Source organism: Pseudoalteromonas sp. H103, from assembly GCF_001469205.1.
Lineage (GTDB): Bacteria > Pseudomonadota > Gammaproteobacteria > Enterobacterales > Alteromonadaceae > Pseudoalteromonas > Pseudoalteromonas carrageenovora.
This window is the reverse complement of the sequence record NZ_LOFG01000021.1, coordinates 180,414-199,615: the sequence shown is the minus strand read 5'-3', so window position 1 is coordinate 199,615 and position 19,202 is coordinate 180,414. Positions and strand designations below refer to the sequence as shown.

Genomic DNA, 19,202 nt, shown 5'->3' with positions numbered 1-19,202 from the left:
TAACCACCCCGCGTATATTAGCTGTGCAGGGTGGTTAAGTTGTTTATTTTTAAATAAATGATGCAACACGAAAGGTTTTAGGTAAGATAGGCGCTATGGACAAAAATAAAGAGACAAGGTAATGCGATCTATACTTGCTTTAACACTATCAGCACTTGCCCTAAGTGGCTGTGTTAGCGAAAGTAGTTATAACGGAAGTAACAAACCCGTCGTCAAAAATAAAATTAATAATGCTGGCGCAGCACGCACACGTATAGCTTTAGCCCTTCAGTACTTAAAAGCGGGTAACAACTCTCAAGCAAAATATAATTTAGAACGCGCATCTGAATTTGCCCCTAACTTACCTGAAGTTCACTACTCGCTTGCTTATTATTACCAACAAGTTGGCGAAAACGCTCGTGCAGATAAAGCCTACCAAAAAGCACTTGATATAAAACCAGACGATCCTAATACGCTAAATAACTACGGCGTATTTTTGTGTGGTATTGACGAGTACGACCGCGCAACAGACCAATTTTTAAAAGCCATTGACATACCTAGCTATATTCGAGTTGCCGAAAGCTACGAAAACTTAGCCTTATGTGCCATTGAGTTTGACGACTTTGAAAATGCCGAAAGCTACTTTAAGCAAGCGCTCAATCATAGCTCGCAACGTACATCTACTTTAATTAGTTTAGCGGCACTGTATTACGCTAAAAGCGATTTACATAAAGCCGGCGAACTTGTAAAGCGATACGATGATACAGGACGTGTATCTTCTCGAGCCCTAATGCTTAGCTACTTAGTTAAAAATAAAATGGGCAGAATAGAAGAGTCGGAAAAAATAGCAGCCACTATTTTACAAACTTACCCAAGCAGTAACGAAGCTTACGCAATAAGAGAAAAACGCACACGCTTTAACGAGTTTGAAATGCTACGCGAAAAATACCGCAAAGCTAAATTAAATGAGTTAAAAGAAGACGACAATGGCGCTCTAGTGGGTGCTAAACCAAAAATAAAAATTGTCAGAAAAAAAAGCGCATCGCCAGATGGCTCAACCAGTTTAGTTACAAAAAACAATCAGCCAACGGCAACACTACCGATAGTAGCCCCTGCAGAAGACGCAAACCCTGTTATTGCCCGAACAATGCAAACGCAGCCAGCTCAAGCTGCAATAACTAACCAAGCCGATAAAAGCACAAAACAACTAGCAAATGCAGCGCCTACAGTTACAAGCATGGCACCCGCTGCAAAGCCGGCACCAAGTAAAAAAGTATTAACACCAAGTACACCTAACGATACATCAGCAGTTATGCTAGCACTTACTACAGAGCATGACTCGGCGAGTAGCATTGCTGCTCAGCCTGCAAAAATGCAAAAAAGCACACCTAAACCGAATGTTTCTAAGCCAACGACTGCTAACGCTATGCAGGCTCCTGCAACAACAGATGATGAGGTTAAAATAATTTCATTTGGTGCGCCTAAAGCAGCCAACTTTAACTCACCGAAAACAACGAGTAACGCAACAACTGCACCTGCAAGCTCTGTAAAAAATGAAGGCGCTGATGTGGTATTTTACGAAACCACTAAAGATGCCGGTGTATTTAAAAATAACGATTATCAAAATAGCTCAGACATTGAGTTTAAACCTTACGATGCAGTGAAAAAAACAGAGCCACCAATGCTCAATCCTAAAGTACCCGCTTTGCGAGTACCGTTTCATGTAATTGCTGCTGGTGAAAACCTATTTAGCATTTCGGTGCGATACAATGTTAAACTACAAAAGCTCCTGCAATGGAATGGTTTAAAAGAGTCGGATCGGGTGATGAACGGAAGTAAAATTTACCTAAACGATCCTAATATTTATTACGAAATTAAAGCTGGCGATTCCCTTTACGATATAGCTACCCAGCGGCATGTATTAATTGATGAATTAATGCGATGGAATAAATTAAGTCCTGACATTGCATTAACACCAGGGCATAGACTTTTACTAGTGGATCCAGACTCATACAAATTATGAATGAAGAAAATACGCAAGCTCAAAGCGAGCAGCCTACGGTAGGCCAAATATTAAAAAAACACCGTGAGCAAGCAAACGTTAGCATAGAAACTATCGCAGCCCCTTTAAAGCTGTCTGAATTACAAGTACAGCGCCTTGAAAACGACGAATTTGCATTACTAGGCCCTATTACGTTTGTAAAAGGGTATATAAAAAACTATTGCCGCGAATTAAAAGTTGATAGCGCACCAATAATAGCGATGATGCCTGCGCCGCCTGAGCCTACAAAGCCAGCTAACATGCAAAGTTTTTCGCGTCGCACAGAAAAAGAAGCAAACGATAGCCGCTTAATGCTATTTAGTTACTTAATTTTGGCGATTGTTATTGGCTCATCTGCTTTATGGTTTTGGCAAAACGCGACCCCAATAGAAGAGCAAACCAGCAATATAAATGTCGAGAACTCAAAAATGAGTGAACGCCAAGCTGCGCAGCCCACAGTTTTACAACAAGAGCAGCAAGCCCAAATAGATGACGAATCGTTATTAACGCCGCAAAGCACACTTGCAACTAGCGAAACACTCACGCCACAAACGCCTGTTGAAGCAGCACCCGCTGCACAGCAAGAACAAAGTACAGATAACCTAAGTACAATTGTAATGAACTTTAACGATGAAAGTTGGGTTGAAATTTACGATGGCGAAGGCGAAAAAGTAGCATTTGGTGTTAAAAAAGCAGGCTACAAAATGACTGTAAGCGGCACCCCTCCTTTTTCTGTTGTGCTTGGTAAGCATGACGTTGTAAGCATTACCCTAAACGGCGAACCTATTGATATTTCAGCGTTCCCTAAAAATCGTTTAGCTAAATTTAAATTACCATTAGCAGAGTAGTCGCTATGTTTTCAGAATCTCCAATTAAACGCAGAAAATCAACCCGCATTAATGTAGGCAACGTACCTATTGGTGATGGTGCCCCTATTGCAGTGCAATCGATGACCAACACCGACACCATGGACGTTGATGCAACCGTTGCACAAATTCAAGCTATACAAGATGCCGGTGCCGACATAGTTCGAGTATCAGTGCCAACTATGGATGCAGCTGAAGCGTTCAAAAGTATAAAAGAGCAAGTAAGTATTCCGCTTGTTGCCGATATTCACTTTGATTACCGCATAGCCTTAAAAGTGGCAAAATATGGCGTAGATTGTTTGCGCATAAACCCAGGTAACATTGGTAGCGAAGAGCGTATTAGAGCCGTAGTTGACTCAGCACGCGAACATAACATTCCTATTCGTATTGGTGTAAACGGTGGCTCACTTGAGCGCGACTTACAAGAAAAATATGGCGAGCCAACACCAGAGGCATTACTCGAATCAGCAATGCGCCATGTAGACATATTACGTCGCCTTGATTTTGATCAATTTAAAATATCTGTAAAAGCGTCAGATGTATTTTTAGCGGTAGGCGCGTATCGTTTACTTGCTAAAGAAATAGATCAGCCACTGCACTTAGGGATCACTGAAGCTGGCGGCATGCGCTCAGGCTCGGTTAAATCGGCTGTTGGCTTGGGTATGTTACTTGCTGAAGGCATTGGTGATACGCTACGTGTATCGCTTGCTGCCGACCCAGTGCAAGAAATAAAAGTAGGTTTTGATATTTTAAAATCGCTGCGTATACGCTCACGCGGTATTAACTTTATTGCTTGCCCTAGCTGCTCACGCCAAGAATTTGATGTAGTAAGCACCATGAACCAACTTGAAGAACGCCTAGAGGATATTATTGAACCGGTATCGGTTTCGGTAATTGGCTGTGTTGTAAACGGCCCAGGCGAAGCCCTTGTTAGTGATATTGGCCTTGCAGGTGCAAACCGTCGCTCAGGTTTATACATTAATGGCGAACGCCAAAAAGCACGTATAGATAACAATAACATTGTTGACCAACTTGAAGGCTACGTGCGCGACTTTATTGCTCAAAAAGAGCAGCAAACACCTATCGACGTTAAAATCGTCGAATAAATACCGCATAAAGCGCCAAACAGCGGTGTTTGGCGTTTACCTTTATAGCCAGAACGCTATAATAGCGGGTCAATTTTTAGCATTCTTGTTGTGTAAGCATTTTTTTATTACACATAAACAGTAATTAGGATTTATCAGTGGCAAAACAAATTCAGGCAGTTCGCGGTATGAACGATTGTCTGCCGGGCGACACGCAAGTTTGGCAGAAAGTAGAAAACATTTTACGCGAGACAGTAGCTTCGTTCGGTTATCAAGAAATTCGTTTTCCTATTGTAGAATCAACCGATCTATTTAAACGCTCTATTGGTGAAGTTACCGATATAGTAGAAAAAGAAATGTACACCTTTGCCGATCGCAATGGCGATTTGCTAACACTTCGCCCAGAAGGCACTGCAGTGTGTGTACGTGCAGGTAACCAAAATGGCTTACTGTACAACCAAGAGCAGCGCCTATGGTACATGGGTCCAATGTTTCGTCATGAACGCCCGCAAAAAGGTCGTTACCGCCAGTTTCACCAATTTGGTTTAGAAACATTTGGTATTTCCACAGCCGACATAGATGCAGAAGTTATTTTATTAACGGCGCAATTATGGAAAGCGTTTGGTATTAGTGAACACGTTCGTTTAGAACTTAACTCTTTAGGTTCTAACGAAGCGCGCGCCGATTACCGCGATGCATTAGTGGCCTACCTTGAACAACATACTGACGTGCTTGATGAAGATTCAAAACGCCGTATGTATTCAAACCCGTTACGTGTACTTGATAGCAAAAACCCAGACGTTCAAGCAATCTTAGTTGATGCGCCTAAATTGTCTGAGCATTTAGATGCTGAATCAAAAGAACATTTTGAAAATTTATGTGAACGTTTAGACGCAGCTGGCGTCATATACACGGTTAATGAAAAGTTAGTACGTGGTTTAGACTACTACAACCGTACAGTTTTTGAATGGGTGACAGATAGCCTAGGTGCACAAGGTACAGTGTGTGCTGGCGGACGCTACGATGGCTTAGTTGAGCAACTTGGCGGTAAAGCAACGCCCGCAGTTGGTTTTGCTATGGGTCTAGAGCGCTTAGTATTGTTACTACAAGCACTTGAGTGCGTAGGTGACATTCGTCGTAATGCTGATGTATATTTAGCTGCAATGGGCGACAAAGCCAGCATTCAAGCACCTGCTATAGCAGCGCAACTGCGTAGCGACGTACCAGGTTTACGCGTTATGGTTCATGCTGGCGGCGGCAACTTTAAAAAACAATTAAAACGTGCTGATAAAAGCGATGCACTTGTTGCAGTGATTATTGGTGAAGATGAATTAGAAAAAGGCGTTGTGACCATAAAATATTTACGCGAGCGTAAAGAACAAGTCACATTAGAATTAGAACAAGCTAAAGCGCTACTAGCTGAGCTTATAAACGGCTAAGCGAACATTAGAGGTAAGAATGGATATTTATTCAACAGAAGAACAACAAGCAGAAGCCATTAAGCGCTTTTTCCGTGAAAACGGCCTTTCACTTGCGCTAGGTGTAATTGTTGGTTTAGGCGGTTTATATGGCTGGAAAGCATATAACCAAAACCAAATTACTACCGCTGAGCAAGCGTCTGATTCATACACTAAGCTTGTTGAAAGTGATGATGTTTTATCATCTGCAGATACATTTATTAGCGAAAACAAAGATACAAACTACGCAACTTTAGCTGCATTTGTAGCAGCTAAAGATGCTGTAGAAGCGCAAAAGTTAGATGTTGCTAGCGAAAAATTAAGCTGGATAGTATCAAACGTTGAAAACACAGAGTTAAAAGCAATTGCTATTACTCGTTTAGCGCGTATTCAAATTGCTCAAACTAAATATGACGATGCATTATCTACACTAAATGCACCATTACCCGAAGCATTTGATGCAAACGTTGCCGAGCTTAAAGGCGATATTTACACAGAGCAAGGTAATGAAGAACAAGCTCGTACTGCGTATCAAGCTGCAGTAGATGCAGGTGGATTAACAGGTAACCCACTTTTACAAATTAAGTTAGATGACCTAGCAGTAACTAGCCCAGCGGCATAAGGTTTTAGGTATGAGAAAAATAACTACAGCAACGCTTGCCTTATGTATGGCAACATTAATGGGTTGCTCATCAAGCGATGATGAAGACGAACTAGTACTACCTGAAATTGTAAATCAATTTGAAACAGACGTAGTTTGGCAAGAATCAGTGGGTGATGGCGTTGAGCATTATTTCTCTCGTTTATCGCCAGCGGTATATAAAGATACTATTTTTGTTGCCAGCCGCGAAGGCCAAGTAGAAGCGTTATCACTAGCTAATGGCGATGTTAAATGGGAAACCGATGTACGCCAAGATTTATCTATCTGGCCTTGGAGCGACAACGGAACTGCAAAATTATCAGGGGGTATTTTGCAAGCCTATGGTAAAATATACATAGGTTCTGAACATGGCTTTATTATTGCCCTTGACCGCGAAACCGGTAAAGAAGTTTGGCGTAAACAAGTACCAGGCGAATCCCTGTCTAAACCAATAGCAGGTGATGGCCTAATTTTTGTAAATTTAGGCTCTGGTAAATTGTTAGCCCTTCACCCAGATACTGGCGAAGAGCGTTGGAGCTTTGAACAAGAAGTTCCACCACTTACTTTACGCGGCCAAAGCTCACCAACTGTTGCAAACGGTGGTGTATTAGTAGGCCTTGAAACAGGCAAGCTAAGCGTATTAATTTCAGACAGTGGTTACTCAGCATGGAGCGCAGAAATTGCGGTTGCTAAAGGTGCATCAGAATTTGAACGCCTTGTTGACGTAGATACTCAGCCACTTATTAGCGGCCCATACGCCTACGCAATTGCCTACAACGGTAACCTAGCTGCAGTTGATATTCGCTCTGGTAATGTTGTATGGAAACGTGAATACAGCAGCTACCGCGAAATTGCGATGGATTCACAAACTATCTATTTAGTCGATAGCGATGGTGTAATTTACGCATTAGATAAAAATTCAGGTATTGAACGTTGGAGCCAACCCGCTCTACGTGGTTGGTACCTAACAGGTCCTGCAGTTGCAGGTAACCACTTAGCTTTAGGTGACCAAGAAGGTAACCTACATTGGCTTAACAAAGAAACTGGCGAGTTAGTATCTCGCGAAGACTTTGACAGCTCAGGCTTTTTTGTTGAGCCAGTTGTTGCCGACGACAAGCTAATTTTATACACCCGTGATGGTGAAGTTAGTGTGGTAAACATACCTAACTAACTAGCTAACACTTAAAGGTTTTTTGTAAGGCTTCGCACTGCGAAGCCTTTTGTTGTTTTTTAAAGAGGTAGTTTATGCTTCCCGTGATCGCTCTAGTTGGGCGACCCAATGTGGGCAAATCCACATTATTTAACCGTTTAACACGTACTCGTGATGCGCTCGTAGCCGATTTTCCAGGTTTAACACGAGATAGAAAATATGGCCAAGCTAATTACGATGGCTTTGAATTTATCGTGGTAGACACGGGTGGTATTGATGGCTCTGAGGAAGGCATTGAAACAGAAATGGCTGATCAGTCATTACTCGCCATTGAAGAAGCCGATATAGTGTTGTTTTTGGTTGATGCCCGCGTGGGCATGACCGTAGCTGACCAAGCCATTGCTAATCACTTGCGCAAGCAAGAGAAAAAGAGCTTTGTTGTTGCTAACAAAACCGATGGTATTGATGCAGACTCAAACTGTGCTGAGTTTTACCAGTTATCATTAGGTGAAATACACCATATTGCTGCTGCACATGGCCGTGGTATTACATTACTACTTGAGCAAACTCTTCAGCCAGTAATTGCTGAACTAGCTGCACAAGACGAAGATGTAACAGACGATGACGAAAGCCTAATTGACCTTTATCAAGAAGGTGAAGGCGACGATACAGACCATCAAGCATTTGCAGATAAACCTGTAAAACTGGCTATTATCGGCCGCCCTAACGTAGGTAAGTCAACACTTACAAACCGTATACTCGGTGAAGAACGTGTAATTGTATACGATATGCCAGGCACAACCCGCGACTCTATTTATATTCCGATGACTCGTAACGACAAAGAATATATTTTAATAGATACCGCAGGTGTTCGTAAGCGTAAAAAAGTAAGCGACGTAGTTGAAAAGTTTTCAGTAATTAAAACACTTCAAGCGATTGAAGACGCAAACGTTGTACTACTTGTTGTTGATGCTCGCGATGGTATTTCTGATCAAGATTTAAGTTTATTAGGTTTTGCGCTTAACTCAGGTCGTTCATTGGTTATTGCCGTGAACAAATGGGATGGGCTTGATGATTACGTTAAAGACCGTATTAAAACAGAGCTTGATCGCCGTTTAGGCTTTATTGACTTTGCACGCTTGCACTTTATATCTGCACTTCATGGTACAGGTGTTGGCCACTTATTTGAGTCGGTTGATGAAGCGTACGAGTCAGCAACTAAGCGTATTAGTACCGCAATGCTTCGCCGTATTATGGACATGGCACAGGCCGATCACCAGCCGCCACTTGTTCGTGGTCGTCGTGTTAAGCTTAAATATGCGCATGCCGGTGGTTATAACCCGCCACGTATCGTAATTCATGGTAACCAAGTTCACGATTTACCAGATAGCTACAAACGCTACCTTATGAACTACTACCGTAAAGCACTTAAAATTATGGGCACCCCAATCAAAATTGAATTTAGAGAAGGTGATAACCCATTTGCAGGGCGTACTAATAAAGTAACCCTTTCGCAAAAACGTAAAATACGTGCCTTTGCAAAAGAAAATCGTAATAAATAAACCGCATAAGCGTTAATTTATTACAAAAAAACGGCGTACTTGTTAGTACGCCGTTTTTTATTACTCAAAATTAAGTAATGCCAATTGCACCAGCCGTTCAACTGTGGTGCCTTGAACATTTGTAGGCGCTTTAGGATAATACTTTGATTTTGGTGGCTTAATAGATACAAACCCATGGTTGGTGGCCATTTCATGGGCTAACAACTTTCTCTCTTTGGGTGTTAAATGGTTTTCGTGTATTTTTGCCAGCTCACCACTATCAAGCCATATTCCTGCACAACCCGGGCACTCGTCTATCTCAACTACTTTGAGCGGTGAAAAATACCGGCGCATCATCACTATGCTTGCGCACTTTGGGCAATTTACTCGCGATGATACATCGCCCTCACCTTCAATGTAATTACTCAAATACTTAAGTAATACCTGACCATGCTTTAACTCTGGAGAGCTAAACTTAAAAATTTGGCTGTTATCAAAAAATACGCCGCCTTGCGCTGACGTAAAAACAGTAATGCCGCCAACAAGTAAAGGTTCAAGTGGCGTATTACTACGAGGACAATACATTTAAAATTCCTTTTTATTTATGTTCTTTTACTCAAGCGCTTTATGAATAAGCCCAACAAGCGGCGCTGGCAATGTAATATTACCTGCAAGTACAAACTCATGCGCGTCATGTGACATTTTTTGCCATGTACGGCGAATAATCCCTATCCATTTCTCTTCATTGTAATCTGGTTTTGCATTGGCAAACCCAAGCATGTAATGCTCAATAAATACTAGGCTTGCTACATCTTCTACTAATTGGCTATCTGGGTTACGTTTAATATTTTTTTTAGCGACTGCATCGTACACTCTGTTTTGCTCAGCCTCGCTGTACCCTGCTTGCTGCATAAGCGCTACAACACTACTTGCATGAAATATATAAAGAGCACTACGCCATTGATGATAACCCTGTTTGTTCATTTCAAAGTCGCTACGTGGCGACTTCCAACGCTGAATATGTTGCGCACGCACTGCAATTTGCATGAGTTCATCGGTATCAGGCTTAAAGCGAGTTAGCATTTCGCTCATACGCTGTGAGTATAAATACTCTTTTGGAAAACTTTCTCCATTGTGCTGCTCAGTATTCGGGTCTTGGTTATTAGCTTCATCAATCAGCGTTATTACTTTATTAAACATGACGGTCATTTATTGTAATTAGTTTTAATCATTCTAAACGCTGGTAAAACAATAAACTAGTGCCCCACTCACTTCAGCGGTGAAATTTGTTCAATCAAAAAGTAAAGCCAATTAATACAGGTTATAAAATTAAGCGCATTAATAAAGTTAACTTGGTACTATATTGAGCACAAATTAAAATAAAAAAGCGCGACTAACTCGCCAATAATGGATGACTATGTTTAAAAAACGTATTTTAGCTATTTGCTTAGCAGCCACCTCGCTATCATGCCTTGCCGACGGCAACAGCGATTTAAAAACAATTATTGATAACCACTGGCAAAACGCCAAAGCTGAAAAAATATTTTTTCGTACCGATCCAGACGGTTGGAAACCAAACGGCACATTACCAAATTGGAGCGAGCAAGCCATTGCTAAGCGCCAAGCTTATAACAACAGCGTACTAAAAAGCTTAGCCAATATTGACCCAAAAACGCTCAACAACGAGCAGCTAATGAACTACCGCTTATTTAAATATGAGCGAGAAACCGAGCAGCAAAGCTATCTTTATCAAGATAAGTATTTTCCGGTAAATTTTTTAAGTGGCTGGCATACTTACTTTGCCGAAGCGCCGGCTAACATGGCTTTTTTAACAGTTGATGATTACAACGCATTTTTAATCAGCCTTGCCGACTACCCGCACTTTAATCAGCAAAATATTGATTTAATGAAAGAAGGTATAAAAACAGGCTTTACTCATTATTGTAAAACCTTTGAAAATTACAGCCAAAGCATTAGCGCGCACATAGTTAACAACCCCGAAAATAGCGCCCTTTACGAACCCTTTACCCGTATACCTAATACCTTTAGTGCATCGCAAAAAGCAAATTTAAAACAAAAAGCAAAAGCCGTAATTGAAAAAAAAGTAATTCCTGCCTATCAGCATTTTTACGACTTTTTTAAAAATGACTATATGCCCCATTGTAGAGCGCAGCCGGGTATTGCAAGCGTTAAAGGCGGGCTTGATTACTACAAGTATACGGTTAATTACTACACCACAACAAACGCCACACCTAAAAAAATTCACGAACTAGGCCTTAAAGAAGTCGCGCGTATTAAAGCGCAAATGCAAAGCATTATTGATGAAGTAGAATTTGATGGCACCTATAGTGAGTTTTTAGAATTTTTAGCAACCGATGAGCAATTTTACGCAAAAGACGCGCAAGACCTGCTTGAAAAAACAGCCTTTATTACGCAAAAAATGTATGGCAAGTTACCAACCTACTTTGGCCATTTACCGCGTAATACCTTTACTATAAAAGGCTCAGCGAGTCGCGGCGCATTTTATATGCCACCGGCCGATAACCGTTCCCCTGGTACTTACTTTTTAGCCTCAACACCTAAACTGCAGCCTTTATATAATTTAGAAGCACTTAGCTTGCATGAAGCAATCCCTGGGCATCACTTACAAAACGCCATTGCTATGGAGTTAGATGTACCCGAATTTAGACGCACACTTAGCCACTCTGCATTTGGCGAAGGTTGGGCACTATACACAGAACGCTTAGGCAAAGAAGCTGGTTTTTATCAAAGCCCGTACAGTGATTTTGGCCGTTTAGGTTACGAAATGTGGCGTGCAGTACGCTTAGTGGTTGATACCGGTATTCATGCATTTGGCTGGAGCCGCCAAAAAGCAATTGATTACCTAGCCAGTCACACTGCCTTACCACAAAGCGCAGTGGAAGATCAGATAGATCGTTATATTTCATGGCCAGGCCAAGCGCTTTCGTACAAAATGGGCGAGCTAAAAATACGCGAACTGCGTGCAAAAGCCGAAAAAGAACTCGGCCCACAATTTGACATACGCAGCTTTCACGACACCGTTATTGGCCAAGGCTCATTGCCTATGGCAGTGCTTGAAGACGTTATAAACGATTGGATAGCACAACAAAAATCGGCTATTTAACATTAATGAAGGCGGTATTATTTTCCGCCTCTTTCTAAACGGACTTTTTAATGAAACACCTACTTATTTTTATATCACTCATTTTATTTAGCAGCCAAGCTACTGCGTTTTGTTTAGACGCATCAAACTACATAGAGGGAGTAAAATATGGCGTTTGTGGGGAGCAAACTGATTCAATTTCCCTTACGCCTTATTTTGTTATATGGATGCTTTTAAATGTGTTATTTGGGCAAATGCTTAATAAGCCAAATATACACGTGGGGTTTAAATATTTACTTTTCCTATGTGCGTTCCCACTGAGCCCGTTAGTACTATTAATGAATTTAACTGGGATGGTGGTATTTCGGGTTTATCAAAAATCTGCAACTACTTCTTCAGCCAAAACAGCTCAGCCTAACCCTGATGACTCAAAAGCTGTTATTGAAAAACCGAGTATTAATCAGCTAATAATTGGTGAGTACACTTTTGACAGCATGCAGCAGTCTTTAATTAAAGAAGATAACCCCTACACATTAGAGCCCAAATGCATGCAGGTACTTAGCTATTTAATAGAACAACAACCAAGAATAGTTAGCCTTGAAGAGTTACACAATAATGTATGGGAGAATCAAATTGTAACCGACACCGCAGTTAGGCGAGTTATTAGCGAACTACGTGTGACCCTTAACGATAACGACACAAAAAACCCCACATATATAAAATCTGTAATGAAACGAGGTTATCAGCTTATAGCTGAAGTAAAAACACAACCTATTGAATAGTAATGACTTATAAAAGTTATAACCAAGGTAATACCATGGTTATAACTTTATAATAACTAGTTAATGGCTTTGTTATCGTTATTTTTTGCCAATCGTTTTAATTTGTTTAGGCGCTATAGAGCGACCCATAAAATTAAATAATTAAGGAAGAAAATATGAAACACTTATTACCTCTATTACTAGTATTAATCATAACAGTAATTACATTAAGCCTTATTAACAGCAACGAGTGTATAGAAATAGGTAACGCATCTATTGCCAGTATTTCATTTGGCACTTGTGATTTATCTAACCCTCAATCAAACATATCACCACTTTTAGCTTTATTTTGGTTAGCCATGAGCGTTTGCTTTGCAATTACATTACCTAAATCAACTGTTGCTAATAAGTACAAAATTGCCTTATTTATATTTGGTTTACCACTCACTGTTTTTGTTTATTTAATTGCCTATATATCTGAAAATATACGCCAAGCCACTCAATCTCTTAAGTAAACCTAGATGAGCAAGTCACACTTGCTCATCCTTTCTTAATTAAATACAAGTGAAAATCAATCCCTACCCGCTTTTGCTTCGTAAACTTAATGATTACAAAGACCAGAGCATAAGTATGAGCAAACGCATTTTATATTGGCTACAAAACGATTTACGCCTAACCGATAACCCAGTTTTTAGTGACCTTGCTACTAGGCAGTGCGCGCTTGATGTTGTATTTGTTATAAACCCGCACTGGTTTAAAAATAATAATTACCAACAAAAACCCTACGGTAAACATAAGCAGCAGTTTTTAATGCAAAGCTTGTACGAGCTACAACAAGCACTTATTGAGCGTGGGCAAACGCTACATGTGCTTGAAGGCGAACCCGTATCGCTTTTAAAAGCGCGTATAAATGAGCAAAATATTGATGAAGTGGTATACAGTGAGCAATTTGGCCTGTACGAACAACGCCAAATAAACTTACTCAAAGCACATTGCCCCAATACACAATTTACAGGGTCGCAGCAAGACACGCTCTTTAAGCAAAGTGACCTCCCCTTTGATTTAAGCGAATTACCCAAACACTTTACCCCTTTTCGTAAAAAGGTAGAGGCCGCTAATAGCCCTATTACACCAACAACTTTGCCAAACGGCTTGCTGCCTAAGCCAATAACTTTATGCGCAAAAAAACCTATAGAACGTATAACAAATAAAGGCGTAATGCATGGCGGGCTTAACAACGCGCAAGCTCATTTAAAACAGTATTTTGCAGGCGCTATGCCAAGTACTTATAAAACGACTCGCAACGAGCTTGATGGCTTTAACAACACCACCAAATTTAGTACTTGGCTTGCCTTTGGTTGTTTAAGTGCAAAACAAGTATATAAAGCCGTAGAAGATTACGAACAAAGCAACACGGCAAACGAGTCTACTTACTGGATTAAATTTGAATTGCTATGGCGAGAGTATTTTAAATGGCACGCACTTAAAGCAGGTAACAGCCTGTTTAGCTTTAAAGGGCAAAAACAAACTAAACCGCTTACTACTTTTACACCTACACGCTTTGCTGCTTGGTGTAACGGCACAACGCCTTACCCGCTTGTAAATGCCATTATGGAAGAACTAAACACTACGGGTTACATTTCAAACCGAGCAAGGCAAATTACAGCAAGCTGTTTAGTAAACGAGCTTGGCCTTGATTGGCGATACGGCGCAGCCTATTTTGAGCAGCAATTGATTGATTACGATGTAACGGCTAACTGGGGCAACTGGCAGTACATAGCCGGTGTAGGGGTTGACCCGCGTGGCGGACGCCACTTTAATATACAAAAGCAAACACAGCAGTTTGACCCAAATGGTATTTATACCAATAAATGGCACGGGCACAGTAATAAAACACAGCAGCTCGATCACTTAAACGAAGTAGACTGGCCTATTTAAGCCAATCTACCTCCACCAGGTTATATTTAAAACAGCTGAGCAATGCCTATATTAATGGCAAAGCCACCTAAGGTTAAAAACAAAAATAAACAACCTGCTAATAACAGTGGCTTTATACCCGCTTGGCGAATAGCGCCAACATGTGTACGCAGCCCAAGTGCGACCATGGCAATGGTGAGCAATATATTATCAAACCATACAATGGCGTTTGTAGCACCTTGCGGAATAACCGATAACGAATGCACGCCACTTGCCACTATAAATAACACCGCAAACCAAGGGATTGTAATACCCGCTTTTTGCTCGCCGCCATGTGCGTTTATGTTTGCATGCTTTTTACTTTGCCAAAACGATAAGCCTACTAAAAATGGCGCAAGCATCATTACGCGTAGCATTTTTTCTATCACGGCGGTGTCGGCTGCATTGGCACTTACCGCAGTACCTGCTGCTACCACTTGCGCAACTTCATGAATGGTTGAACCAACAAAAATACCGTACGCATGCTCACTCACACCCATATATTCAAACATAATTGGGTAGGCAAACATACTTAACGTGCCAAACACCACAACCGTTGCCACCGCTACCGATACTTTATGCGCTTGTGCTTTTATTACTGGCTCGGTTGCCATTACCGCTGCGGCGCCACAAATAGAGCTACCCGCACCTATTAGTATGGTTGTTTGTTCATCAAGCTTAAAAACGCGCTTACCTAGCTGTACTGCTAATATAAACGTACCAAGCAGCATTACCACATCGGTTAATAGGCCATGCCAGCCTACACCCGCTACTTGCGCAAAAGTAATTCTAAACCCAAATAAAATAACGCCCGCTTTAAGTAATATACTTTTAGCGTAATCAACGCCTACATCTGTACGCGTAGCAATACGCGCAAACACGCTGTTACCCACAATAATGCCAAGCACAATACCAATTGTTAAGGAGCTAAATTGCGCACTTTGCATTATAGGTAACTTACTTAATGCAACAGATACCCCCGCTAACACAACCACCAGCAGCATACCTAACCACCAGCGCGTATCGCCGTATTGCTTAGTATTAATACCCAAAGGCTGAAAACTACTTTTAATAGCGCTAAGCATAATATTCCCTCACTTAAACCATATTGATGTGTTGACTTAATTGTAAGAAAGCTCAAAATATAACTCCAATATATTAAAATCATGATTTGATAACTTAAGGTTATACAATTTAGAGTTATACAATTTAAGGGTGTTCAATGAACTTACATGCACTTAGGGTGTTTTATACAGTGGCTAAATTGGGTAGCTTTTCAGGCGCAGCTGAAGCGCTTTTTATAAGCCAGCCCGCTGTTTCTAAAGCGCTAAAAGAGCTAGAGCATCAGTTAAATATGCAACTTATTGAGCGCGCATCTAAGGGTAAAAAGCTCACCTTAAGCGAAGGCGGTCAAGCTTTGTATGATCACGCCCGCAGTATTTTTGCTATCGAAAAAGCCGCTATTGACGATATAAAATCGCGCACAGGGCTTAAGCGCGGTACATTAGTTATAGGCACCAGCACCACCATTGCCAGTTATTGGCTACCGCCTTATTTAGCCAAATTTTGTGCGCAGTACCCGCATATAAAAGTAGAAGTACAAGTGGCTAATACCGCGCAAATTGAGCACGCATTGCTAGAATGCACTATAGATTTAGCCCTTGTTGAAGGCACACCTACCGAGCAGCATATAATAAGTAAGCACTGGCAAAACGATTTAATGAGTGTCGTTATACCCAGCAACTTTAAGCCTACTAAAGACTTAAAAGCATGGTTAAACGAGCAGTTTTGGCTACTGCGCGAGCCAGGCTCGGGCACTTTAGAAATGTCGGTTAAGTTATTAGCACAACATGGCGTACAAGCTGAGCAAAGTATGCAATTAGGCAGCAACGAAGCCATAGCTAGGGCCGTTGCTCAAGGTATGGGGGTCGCTTTATTGCCAAATGTAGTCACAGAAGATTTAGTGCAGCTGGGCAAATTAACACGCCTGAGCCAAAAAAATAACGAGCAACTCTCTCGGCCACTGTATCAACTACATTATAAAGACAGACCGTCTTCACATGCTGCGCAAGCATTCGAAAAAAGCCTGTTTAGTGGATAGTGATTATGTGAGTAAAATTAGAATTGAGCTGAAAGTAGCCTATGTACAAATAGTAAGCGTTGATAAATCGTGGTGAATTAATTTAATATTTACACTCTATTATTTTGTTGTTTGTTTTGCCCCATTAAGCTTTATCTCCATAGGTTGATAGACTAAACCCGCTGATTCTTTCGCCTCGCCCTTGCACTCAAACCCATACTTCTCGTAAGCAGGTATTGAAGACAGAGACGCACTCACAGTGACAGTGTCAACCTTTGCATGCTTTAGGGCTGATGAAAGCAGATTTTTGCCAATGCCTTTTTTCTGACGATCAGGGCTAATAAAAAGCATGGCAATATGACGACCTTCCTTTAGCTCAATTATGCCCTCAATTTTCTTATCGTTTTCGGAAACTAACATTAAGTTGTCGCCTTTCATTCTACCAAGAAAAGCATTGTTCGCAGCAATATTCGCAAAGGTTTCCTTCCCCTCCTCTGACAAAGTGTCTGCAATAGAGTGAGAAAACGAAGCACAACAAATTGCACTTACAGCTTCAATATCCTTCACATCCATTTTCCTAACAATCACCGAAACCTCCCAAAAAACTTAACAGCCGCATTTTCGGCTGGTTTGGAGCATAGCGGAAAAGCAGTTTTTCAACATGCGATTGTAAAATCAATATGGCCTCTCTACTTTGTCAAATGCTTTTAATAGTTCTGTCTCAAATTCATTATTAACATAGTCTATCTGAAAACCCGCCTCGCATAGAACCTTATTTAGATTCGATACATTGATATCTTTTTCCGAGATGTTCAAATTAATCTTCTTAGATTGCTGCTTGGCGACATTAAACTCTTCTTTATAAGAAGAGTAAAAGAATGTATTTTTAGGAAAATAAAGAGCGGGATCACCTTGATATGGCTTAGTCATCATCAATGCGTTATCGGAAATATCATACCTGGATATTGAAACCCTATCTGTTACATATAGACCGATTTCGATAAATGGTGATTTATTGATTTCTAGGCAACACAAAAAAGTTGTAAGCAGTTCAATTCTTACATCTGTTGCTGTCTGTATTTTTCTACCTTTGCTTCTTTCGCCATGCCCGAATGAAGCGTAGAGATCACAAGCACTTGCATCATCAGGGTCGATTATTATCAAATCAATATACTTAGTAACTCTTAAATCTTTGGCCTGCTCTAGAATTTTGGGGAATGTAACAGCTCTGTTCCACCTAGCCGTATGACCATAGTACGAAAAGCGTTCTGTTCTATTGAGCATGGAATTAAGAGAATCTTTAATATCATGCGAGGAAATTACATTCACATCACTACTATCTAGTCCACTGGGTGTCAAAAACCATATAAATCCTGAAGCAATCAAGCTTGAACCAAGTAACGCTATTAAATTATTTATAAATGAAGGAATCGCACCATCATATTGTCCTCCAAAGTAAATAAATGCCTCCGGTAACAAGTAATAATTAGCAACAATCATGAATACTAAAAACACTGCTAGACCAATAAAGTAAGCTCTTAATTTTGCGGGACTTTTTATTATATCTTTAACGATCAAAACAGCCTCCGATCTAGAAATGAGGATAATTTATCTTGTAAGAAAGCACTCTCGACAGGGGAGTTTTTAAATATAGAGCTACACATCATATTCCTATTTGTAATCACATTTGCACTTAACCCGACAGACTCACCAGTTATGACTATTGATTCTGCAGGTTGGGAGTTTTCTTTTCTTACACTATGGTATTGTGTCTGAGGAAATTGAAAAATATCACCTTCTTGAAAGCTTATTTTATCTACCTGATTCAAAATAACCTTATCAAGATTGTGGAACGAATGTCCTGAGTAATCTTCCAAATACCGGCACTCAAATAAATTAAGACTTTCACAGCTTCCCAAAGCTTGATTGAAGGTATAAATTGGCCACTCATATGAACCATTCAAAAGTAACCCCGTCATATCCCAAGGATGATTATGAACGTCAGGTGCTTGAAAAGACTCTTCTGGCCAAATGTGAAATCTAACTGAGTATTGAGGTCGCTTTTCTATTAAAACAACCTTTAAAAAGCCGTTGTTGTGATAATAGGATCTGCTTGCTACTTCGTTAAGCTCTCTTTCATTACCTAATAAGCTTTCAATAACTTTTGACAATAATCCAGCATTTAACAATCGAAGAAAGTCTGTTCTGCTTTCTTCGTTATTTATCGAGAGCTTTTCAGATGCTAGAGCTTCAAACTCAATCAGCGTCATAGAATTCCTTTAAAATTTAACGCCGCATAAGGGGCTAAAATGTTGAATGAAGTCACAACAGCATAGTTCGTTCTAGTGCGTTTGTTATGTGTAAGTTACCAAAAAAATTAAGAAAAATACCTTGATGCTACACCAATGCCGATAAGTAAAATAATTAATAAAGCCCAATATCTTTTTGAACCATCTAAATTTTCACCGCACACTGGGCAAGATGATGACGCGATTGGAGTCCCGTTAAGATTTGCCGTTTTA

The 19,202-nt window shown here is 40.6% G+C and carries 18 protein-coding genes; 12 read left to right on the top strand and 6 right to left on the bottom strand.

Annotation, left to right across the window (positions count from 1 at the left end):
• Positions 1 to 121 precede the first annotated feature (121 nt).
• The 7 genes from pilW (at position 122) to der (ending at position 8,780) form a co-directional block, all read left to right on the top strand.
• On the top strand, positions 122 to 2,002 hold the full coding sequence (gene pilW / locus ATS74_RS19525) for a type IV pilus biogenesis/stability protein PilW (RefSeq protein WP_058550524.1): 1,881 nt from the start codon (positions 122 to 124) through the stop codon (positions 2,000 to 2,002).
• Positions 1,999 to 2,868: a RodZ domain-containing protein gene (locus tag ATS74_RS19520; RefSeq protein WP_058550523.1), complete on the top strand. Its 870-nt coding sequence runs from the start codon at positions 1,999 to 2,001 to the stop codon at positions 2,866 to 2,868. The genes pilW and ATS74_RS19520 overlap by 4 nt, the downstream gene beginning before the upstream one ends.
• A 5-nt stretch (positions 2,869 to 2,873) precedes the next feature.
• Positions 2,874 to 3,992 carry a flavodoxin-dependent (E)-4-hydroxy-3-methylbut-2-enyl-diphosphate synthase gene (gene ispG / locus ATS74_RS19515; protein WP_058550522.1) on the top strand — a complete coding sequence of 373 codons (1,119 nt, stop codon included), beginning with the start codon at positions 2,874 to 2,876 and terminating at the stop codon, positions 3,990 to 3,992.
• Between the two features lie 137 nt (positions 3,993 to 4,129).
• On the top strand, positions 4,130 to 5,410 hold the full coding sequence (hisS, locus tag ATS74_RS19510; protein WP_058550521.1) for a histidine--tRNA ligase: 1,281 nt from the start codon (positions 4,130 to 4,132) through the stop codon (positions 5,408 to 5,410).
• 19 nt (positions 5,411 to 5,429) lie between these two features.
• Positions 5,430 to 6,050: a YfgM family protein gene (locus tag ATS74_RS19505; protein ID WP_058550520.1), complete on the top strand. Its 621-nt coding sequence runs from the start codon at positions 5,430 to 5,432 to the stop codon at positions 6,048 to 6,050.
• Positions 6,051 to 6,060: 10 nt separating this feature from the next.
• Positions 6,061 to 7,239 (top strand): outer membrane protein assembly factor BamB, encoded by a 1,179-nt coding sequence (bamB, locus tag ATS74_RS19500; protein ID WP_058550519.1) that lies wholly within the window; start codon positions 6,061 to 6,063, stop codon positions 7,237 to 7,239.
• Positions 7,240 to 7,313: 74 nt separating this feature from the next.
• Positions 7,314 to 8,780, top strand: coding sequence for a ribosome biogenesis GTPase Der (gene der / locus ATS74_RS19495; RefSeq protein WP_058550518.1), 1,467 nt, complete (start codon positions 7,314 to 7,316; stop codon positions 8,778 to 8,780).
• A gap of 60 nt (positions 8,781 to 8,840) precedes the next feature.
• Here the strand turns inward: der and ATS74_RS19490 are convergent, their stop codons facing one another.
• Both ATS74_RS19490 and ATS74_RS19485 read right to left on the bottom strand, forming a co-directional pair.
• Positions 8,841 to 9,344, bottom strand: coding sequence for a TFIIB-type zinc ribbon-containing protein (locus ATS74_RS19490; RefSeq protein ID WP_058550517.1), 504 nt, complete (start codon positions 9,342 to 9,344; stop codon positions 8,841 to 8,843).
• Positions 9,345 to 9,371: 27 nt separating this feature from the next.
• Complete coding sequence (locus ATS74_RS19485) at positions 9,372 to 9,959, bottom strand: DUF4202 domain-containing protein (protein ID WP_082660707.1); 588 nt, start codon at positions 9,957 to 9,959, stop codon at positions 9,372 to 9,374.
• Between the two features lie 217 nt (positions 9,960 to 10,176).
• Between ATS74_RS19485 and ATS74_RS19480 the strand changes: the two genes are divergently transcribed.
• The 4 genes from ATS74_RS19480 (at position 10,177) to ATS74_RS19465 (ending at position 14,582) form a co-directional block, all read left to right on the top strand.
• Positions 10,177 to 11,904, top strand: coding sequence for a DUF885 domain-containing protein (locus ATS74_RS19480; protein ID WP_058550515.1), 1,728 nt, complete (start codon positions 10,177 to 10,179; stop codon positions 11,902 to 11,904).
• Between the two features lie 50 nt (positions 11,905 to 11,954).
• On the top strand, positions 11,955 to 12,665 hold the full coding sequence (locus ATS74_RS19475) for a winged helix-turn-helix domain-containing protein (RefSeq protein ID WP_058550514.1): 711 nt from the start codon (positions 11,955 to 11,957) through the stop codon (positions 12,663 to 12,665).
• A gap of 155 nt (positions 12,666 to 12,820) precedes the next feature.
• Positions 12,821 to 13,159, top strand: coding sequence for a hypothetical protein (locus tag ATS74_RS19470; protein WP_054981643.1), 339 nt, complete (start codon positions 12,821 to 12,823; stop codon positions 13,157 to 13,159).
• A 115-nt stretch (positions 13,160 to 13,274) separates the two neighbouring features.
• Positions 13,275 to 14,582: a DASH family cryptochrome gene (locus tag ATS74_RS19465; RefSeq protein WP_058550513.1), complete on the top strand. Its 1,308-nt coding sequence runs from the start codon at positions 13,275 to 13,277 to the stop codon at positions 14,580 to 14,582.
• A 26-nt stretch (positions 14,583 to 14,608) separates the two neighbouring features.
• Here the strand turns inward: ATS74_RS19465 and ATS74_RS19460 are convergent, their stop codons facing one another.
• Positions 14,609 to 15,685 (bottom strand): YeiH family protein, encoded by a 1,077-nt coding sequence (locus ATS74_RS19460; protein WP_058550512.1) that lies wholly within the window; start codon positions 15,683 to 15,685, stop codon positions 14,609 to 14,611.
• Between the two features lie 137 nt (positions 15,686 to 15,822).
• Here ATS74_RS19460 and ATS74_RS19455 point away from each other — a divergent pair, with 137 nt between their 5' ends.
• Positions 15,823 to 16,701: a LysR family transcriptional regulator gene (locus ATS74_RS19455; RefSeq protein WP_058550511.1), complete on the top strand. Its 879-nt coding sequence runs from the start codon at positions 15,823 to 15,825 to the stop codon at positions 16,699 to 16,701.
• Between the two features lie 99 nt (positions 16,702 to 16,800).
• On the opposite strand, the gene ATS74_RS19450 is transcribed toward ATS74_RS19455, so the two are convergent.
• From ATS74_RS19450 to ATS74_RS19440, 3 genes are all read right to left on the bottom strand, one after another.
• Entirely contained in the window at positions 16,801 to 17,253 is a 453-nt protein-coding gene (locus ATS74_RS19450) for a GNAT family N-acetyltransferase (protein ID WP_058550510.1), read from the bottom strand.
• Between the two features lie 102 nt (positions 17,254 to 17,355).
• Positions 17,356 to 18,258 (bottom strand): hypothetical protein, encoded by a 903-nt coding sequence (locus ATS74_RS19445; RefSeq protein ID WP_058550509.1) that lies wholly within the window; start codon positions 18,256 to 18,258, stop codon positions 17,356 to 17,358.
• Positions 18,255 to 18,950: a hypothetical protein gene (locus ATS74_RS19440; RefSeq protein ID WP_058550508.1), complete on the bottom strand. Its 696-nt coding sequence runs from the start codon at positions 18,948 to 18,950 to the stop codon at positions 18,255 to 18,257. Before ATS74_RS19440 ends, ATS74_RS19445 begins: the two co-directional genes overlap by 4 nt.
• Positions 18,951 to 19,202 lie beyond the last annotated feature (252 nt).

Coding starts and splice junctions, on each gene's coding strand:
- ATS74_RS19450 (WP_058550510.1), bottom strand. CDS start 17,253: ATGGATGTGAAGGATATTGAAGCTGTAAGTGCAATTTGTTGTGCTTCG.
- ATS74_RS19475 (WP_058550514.1), top strand. CDS start 11,955: ATGAAACACCTACTTATTTTTATATCACTCATTTTATTTAGCAGCCAA.
- ispG (WP_058550522.1), top strand. CDS start 2,874: ATGTTTTCAGAATCTCCAATTAAACGCAGAAAATCAACCCGCATTAAT.
- der (WP_058550518.1), top strand. CDS start 7,314: ATGCTTCCCGTGATCGCTCTAGTTGGGCGACCCAATGTGGGCAAATCC.
- ATS74_RS19455 (WP_058550511.1), top strand. CDS start 15,823: ATGAACTTACATGCACTTAGGGTGTTTTATACAGTGGCTAAATTGGGT.
- ATS74_RS19470 (WP_054981643.1), top strand. CDS start 12,821: ATGAAACACTTATTACCTCTATTACTAGTATTAATCATAACAGTAATT.
- ATS74_RS19480 (WP_058550515.1), top strand. CDS start 10,177: ATGTTTAAAAAACGTATTTTAGCTATTTGCTTAGCAGCCACCTCGCTA.
- bamB (WP_058550519.1), top strand. CDS start 6,061: ATGAGAAAAATAACTACAGCAACGCTTGCCTTATGTATGGCAACATTA.
- ATS74_RS19505 (WP_058550520.1), top strand. CDS start 5,430: ATGGATATTTATTCAACAGAAGAACAACAAGCAGAAGCCATTAAGCGC.
- pilW (WP_058550524.1), top strand. CDS start 122: ATGCGATCTATACTTGCTTTAACACTATCAGCACTTGCCCTAAGTGGC.
- ATS74_RS19465 (WP_058550513.1), top strand. CDS start 13,275: ATGAGCAAACGCATTTTATATTGGCTACAAAACGATTTACGCCTAACC.
- ATS74_RS19520 (WP_058550523.1), top strand. CDS start 1,999: ATGAATGAAGAAAATACGCAAGCTCAAAGCGAGCAGCCTACGGTAGGC.
- ATS74_RS19460 (WP_058550512.1), bottom strand. CDS start 15,685: ATGCTTAGCGCTATTAAAAGTAGTTTTCAGCCTTTGGGTATTAATACT.
- ATS74_RS19490 (WP_058550517.1), bottom strand. CDS start 9,344: ATGTATTGTCCTCGTAGTAATACGCCACTTGAACCTTTACTTGTTGGC.
- ATS74_RS19440 (WP_058550508.1), bottom strand. CDS start 18,950: ATGACGCTGATTGAGTTTGAAGCTCTAGCATCTGAAAAGCTCTCGATA.
- ATS74_RS19485 (WP_082660707.1), bottom strand. CDS start 9,959: ATGTTTAATAAAGTAATAACGCTGATTGATGAAGCTAATAACCAAGAC.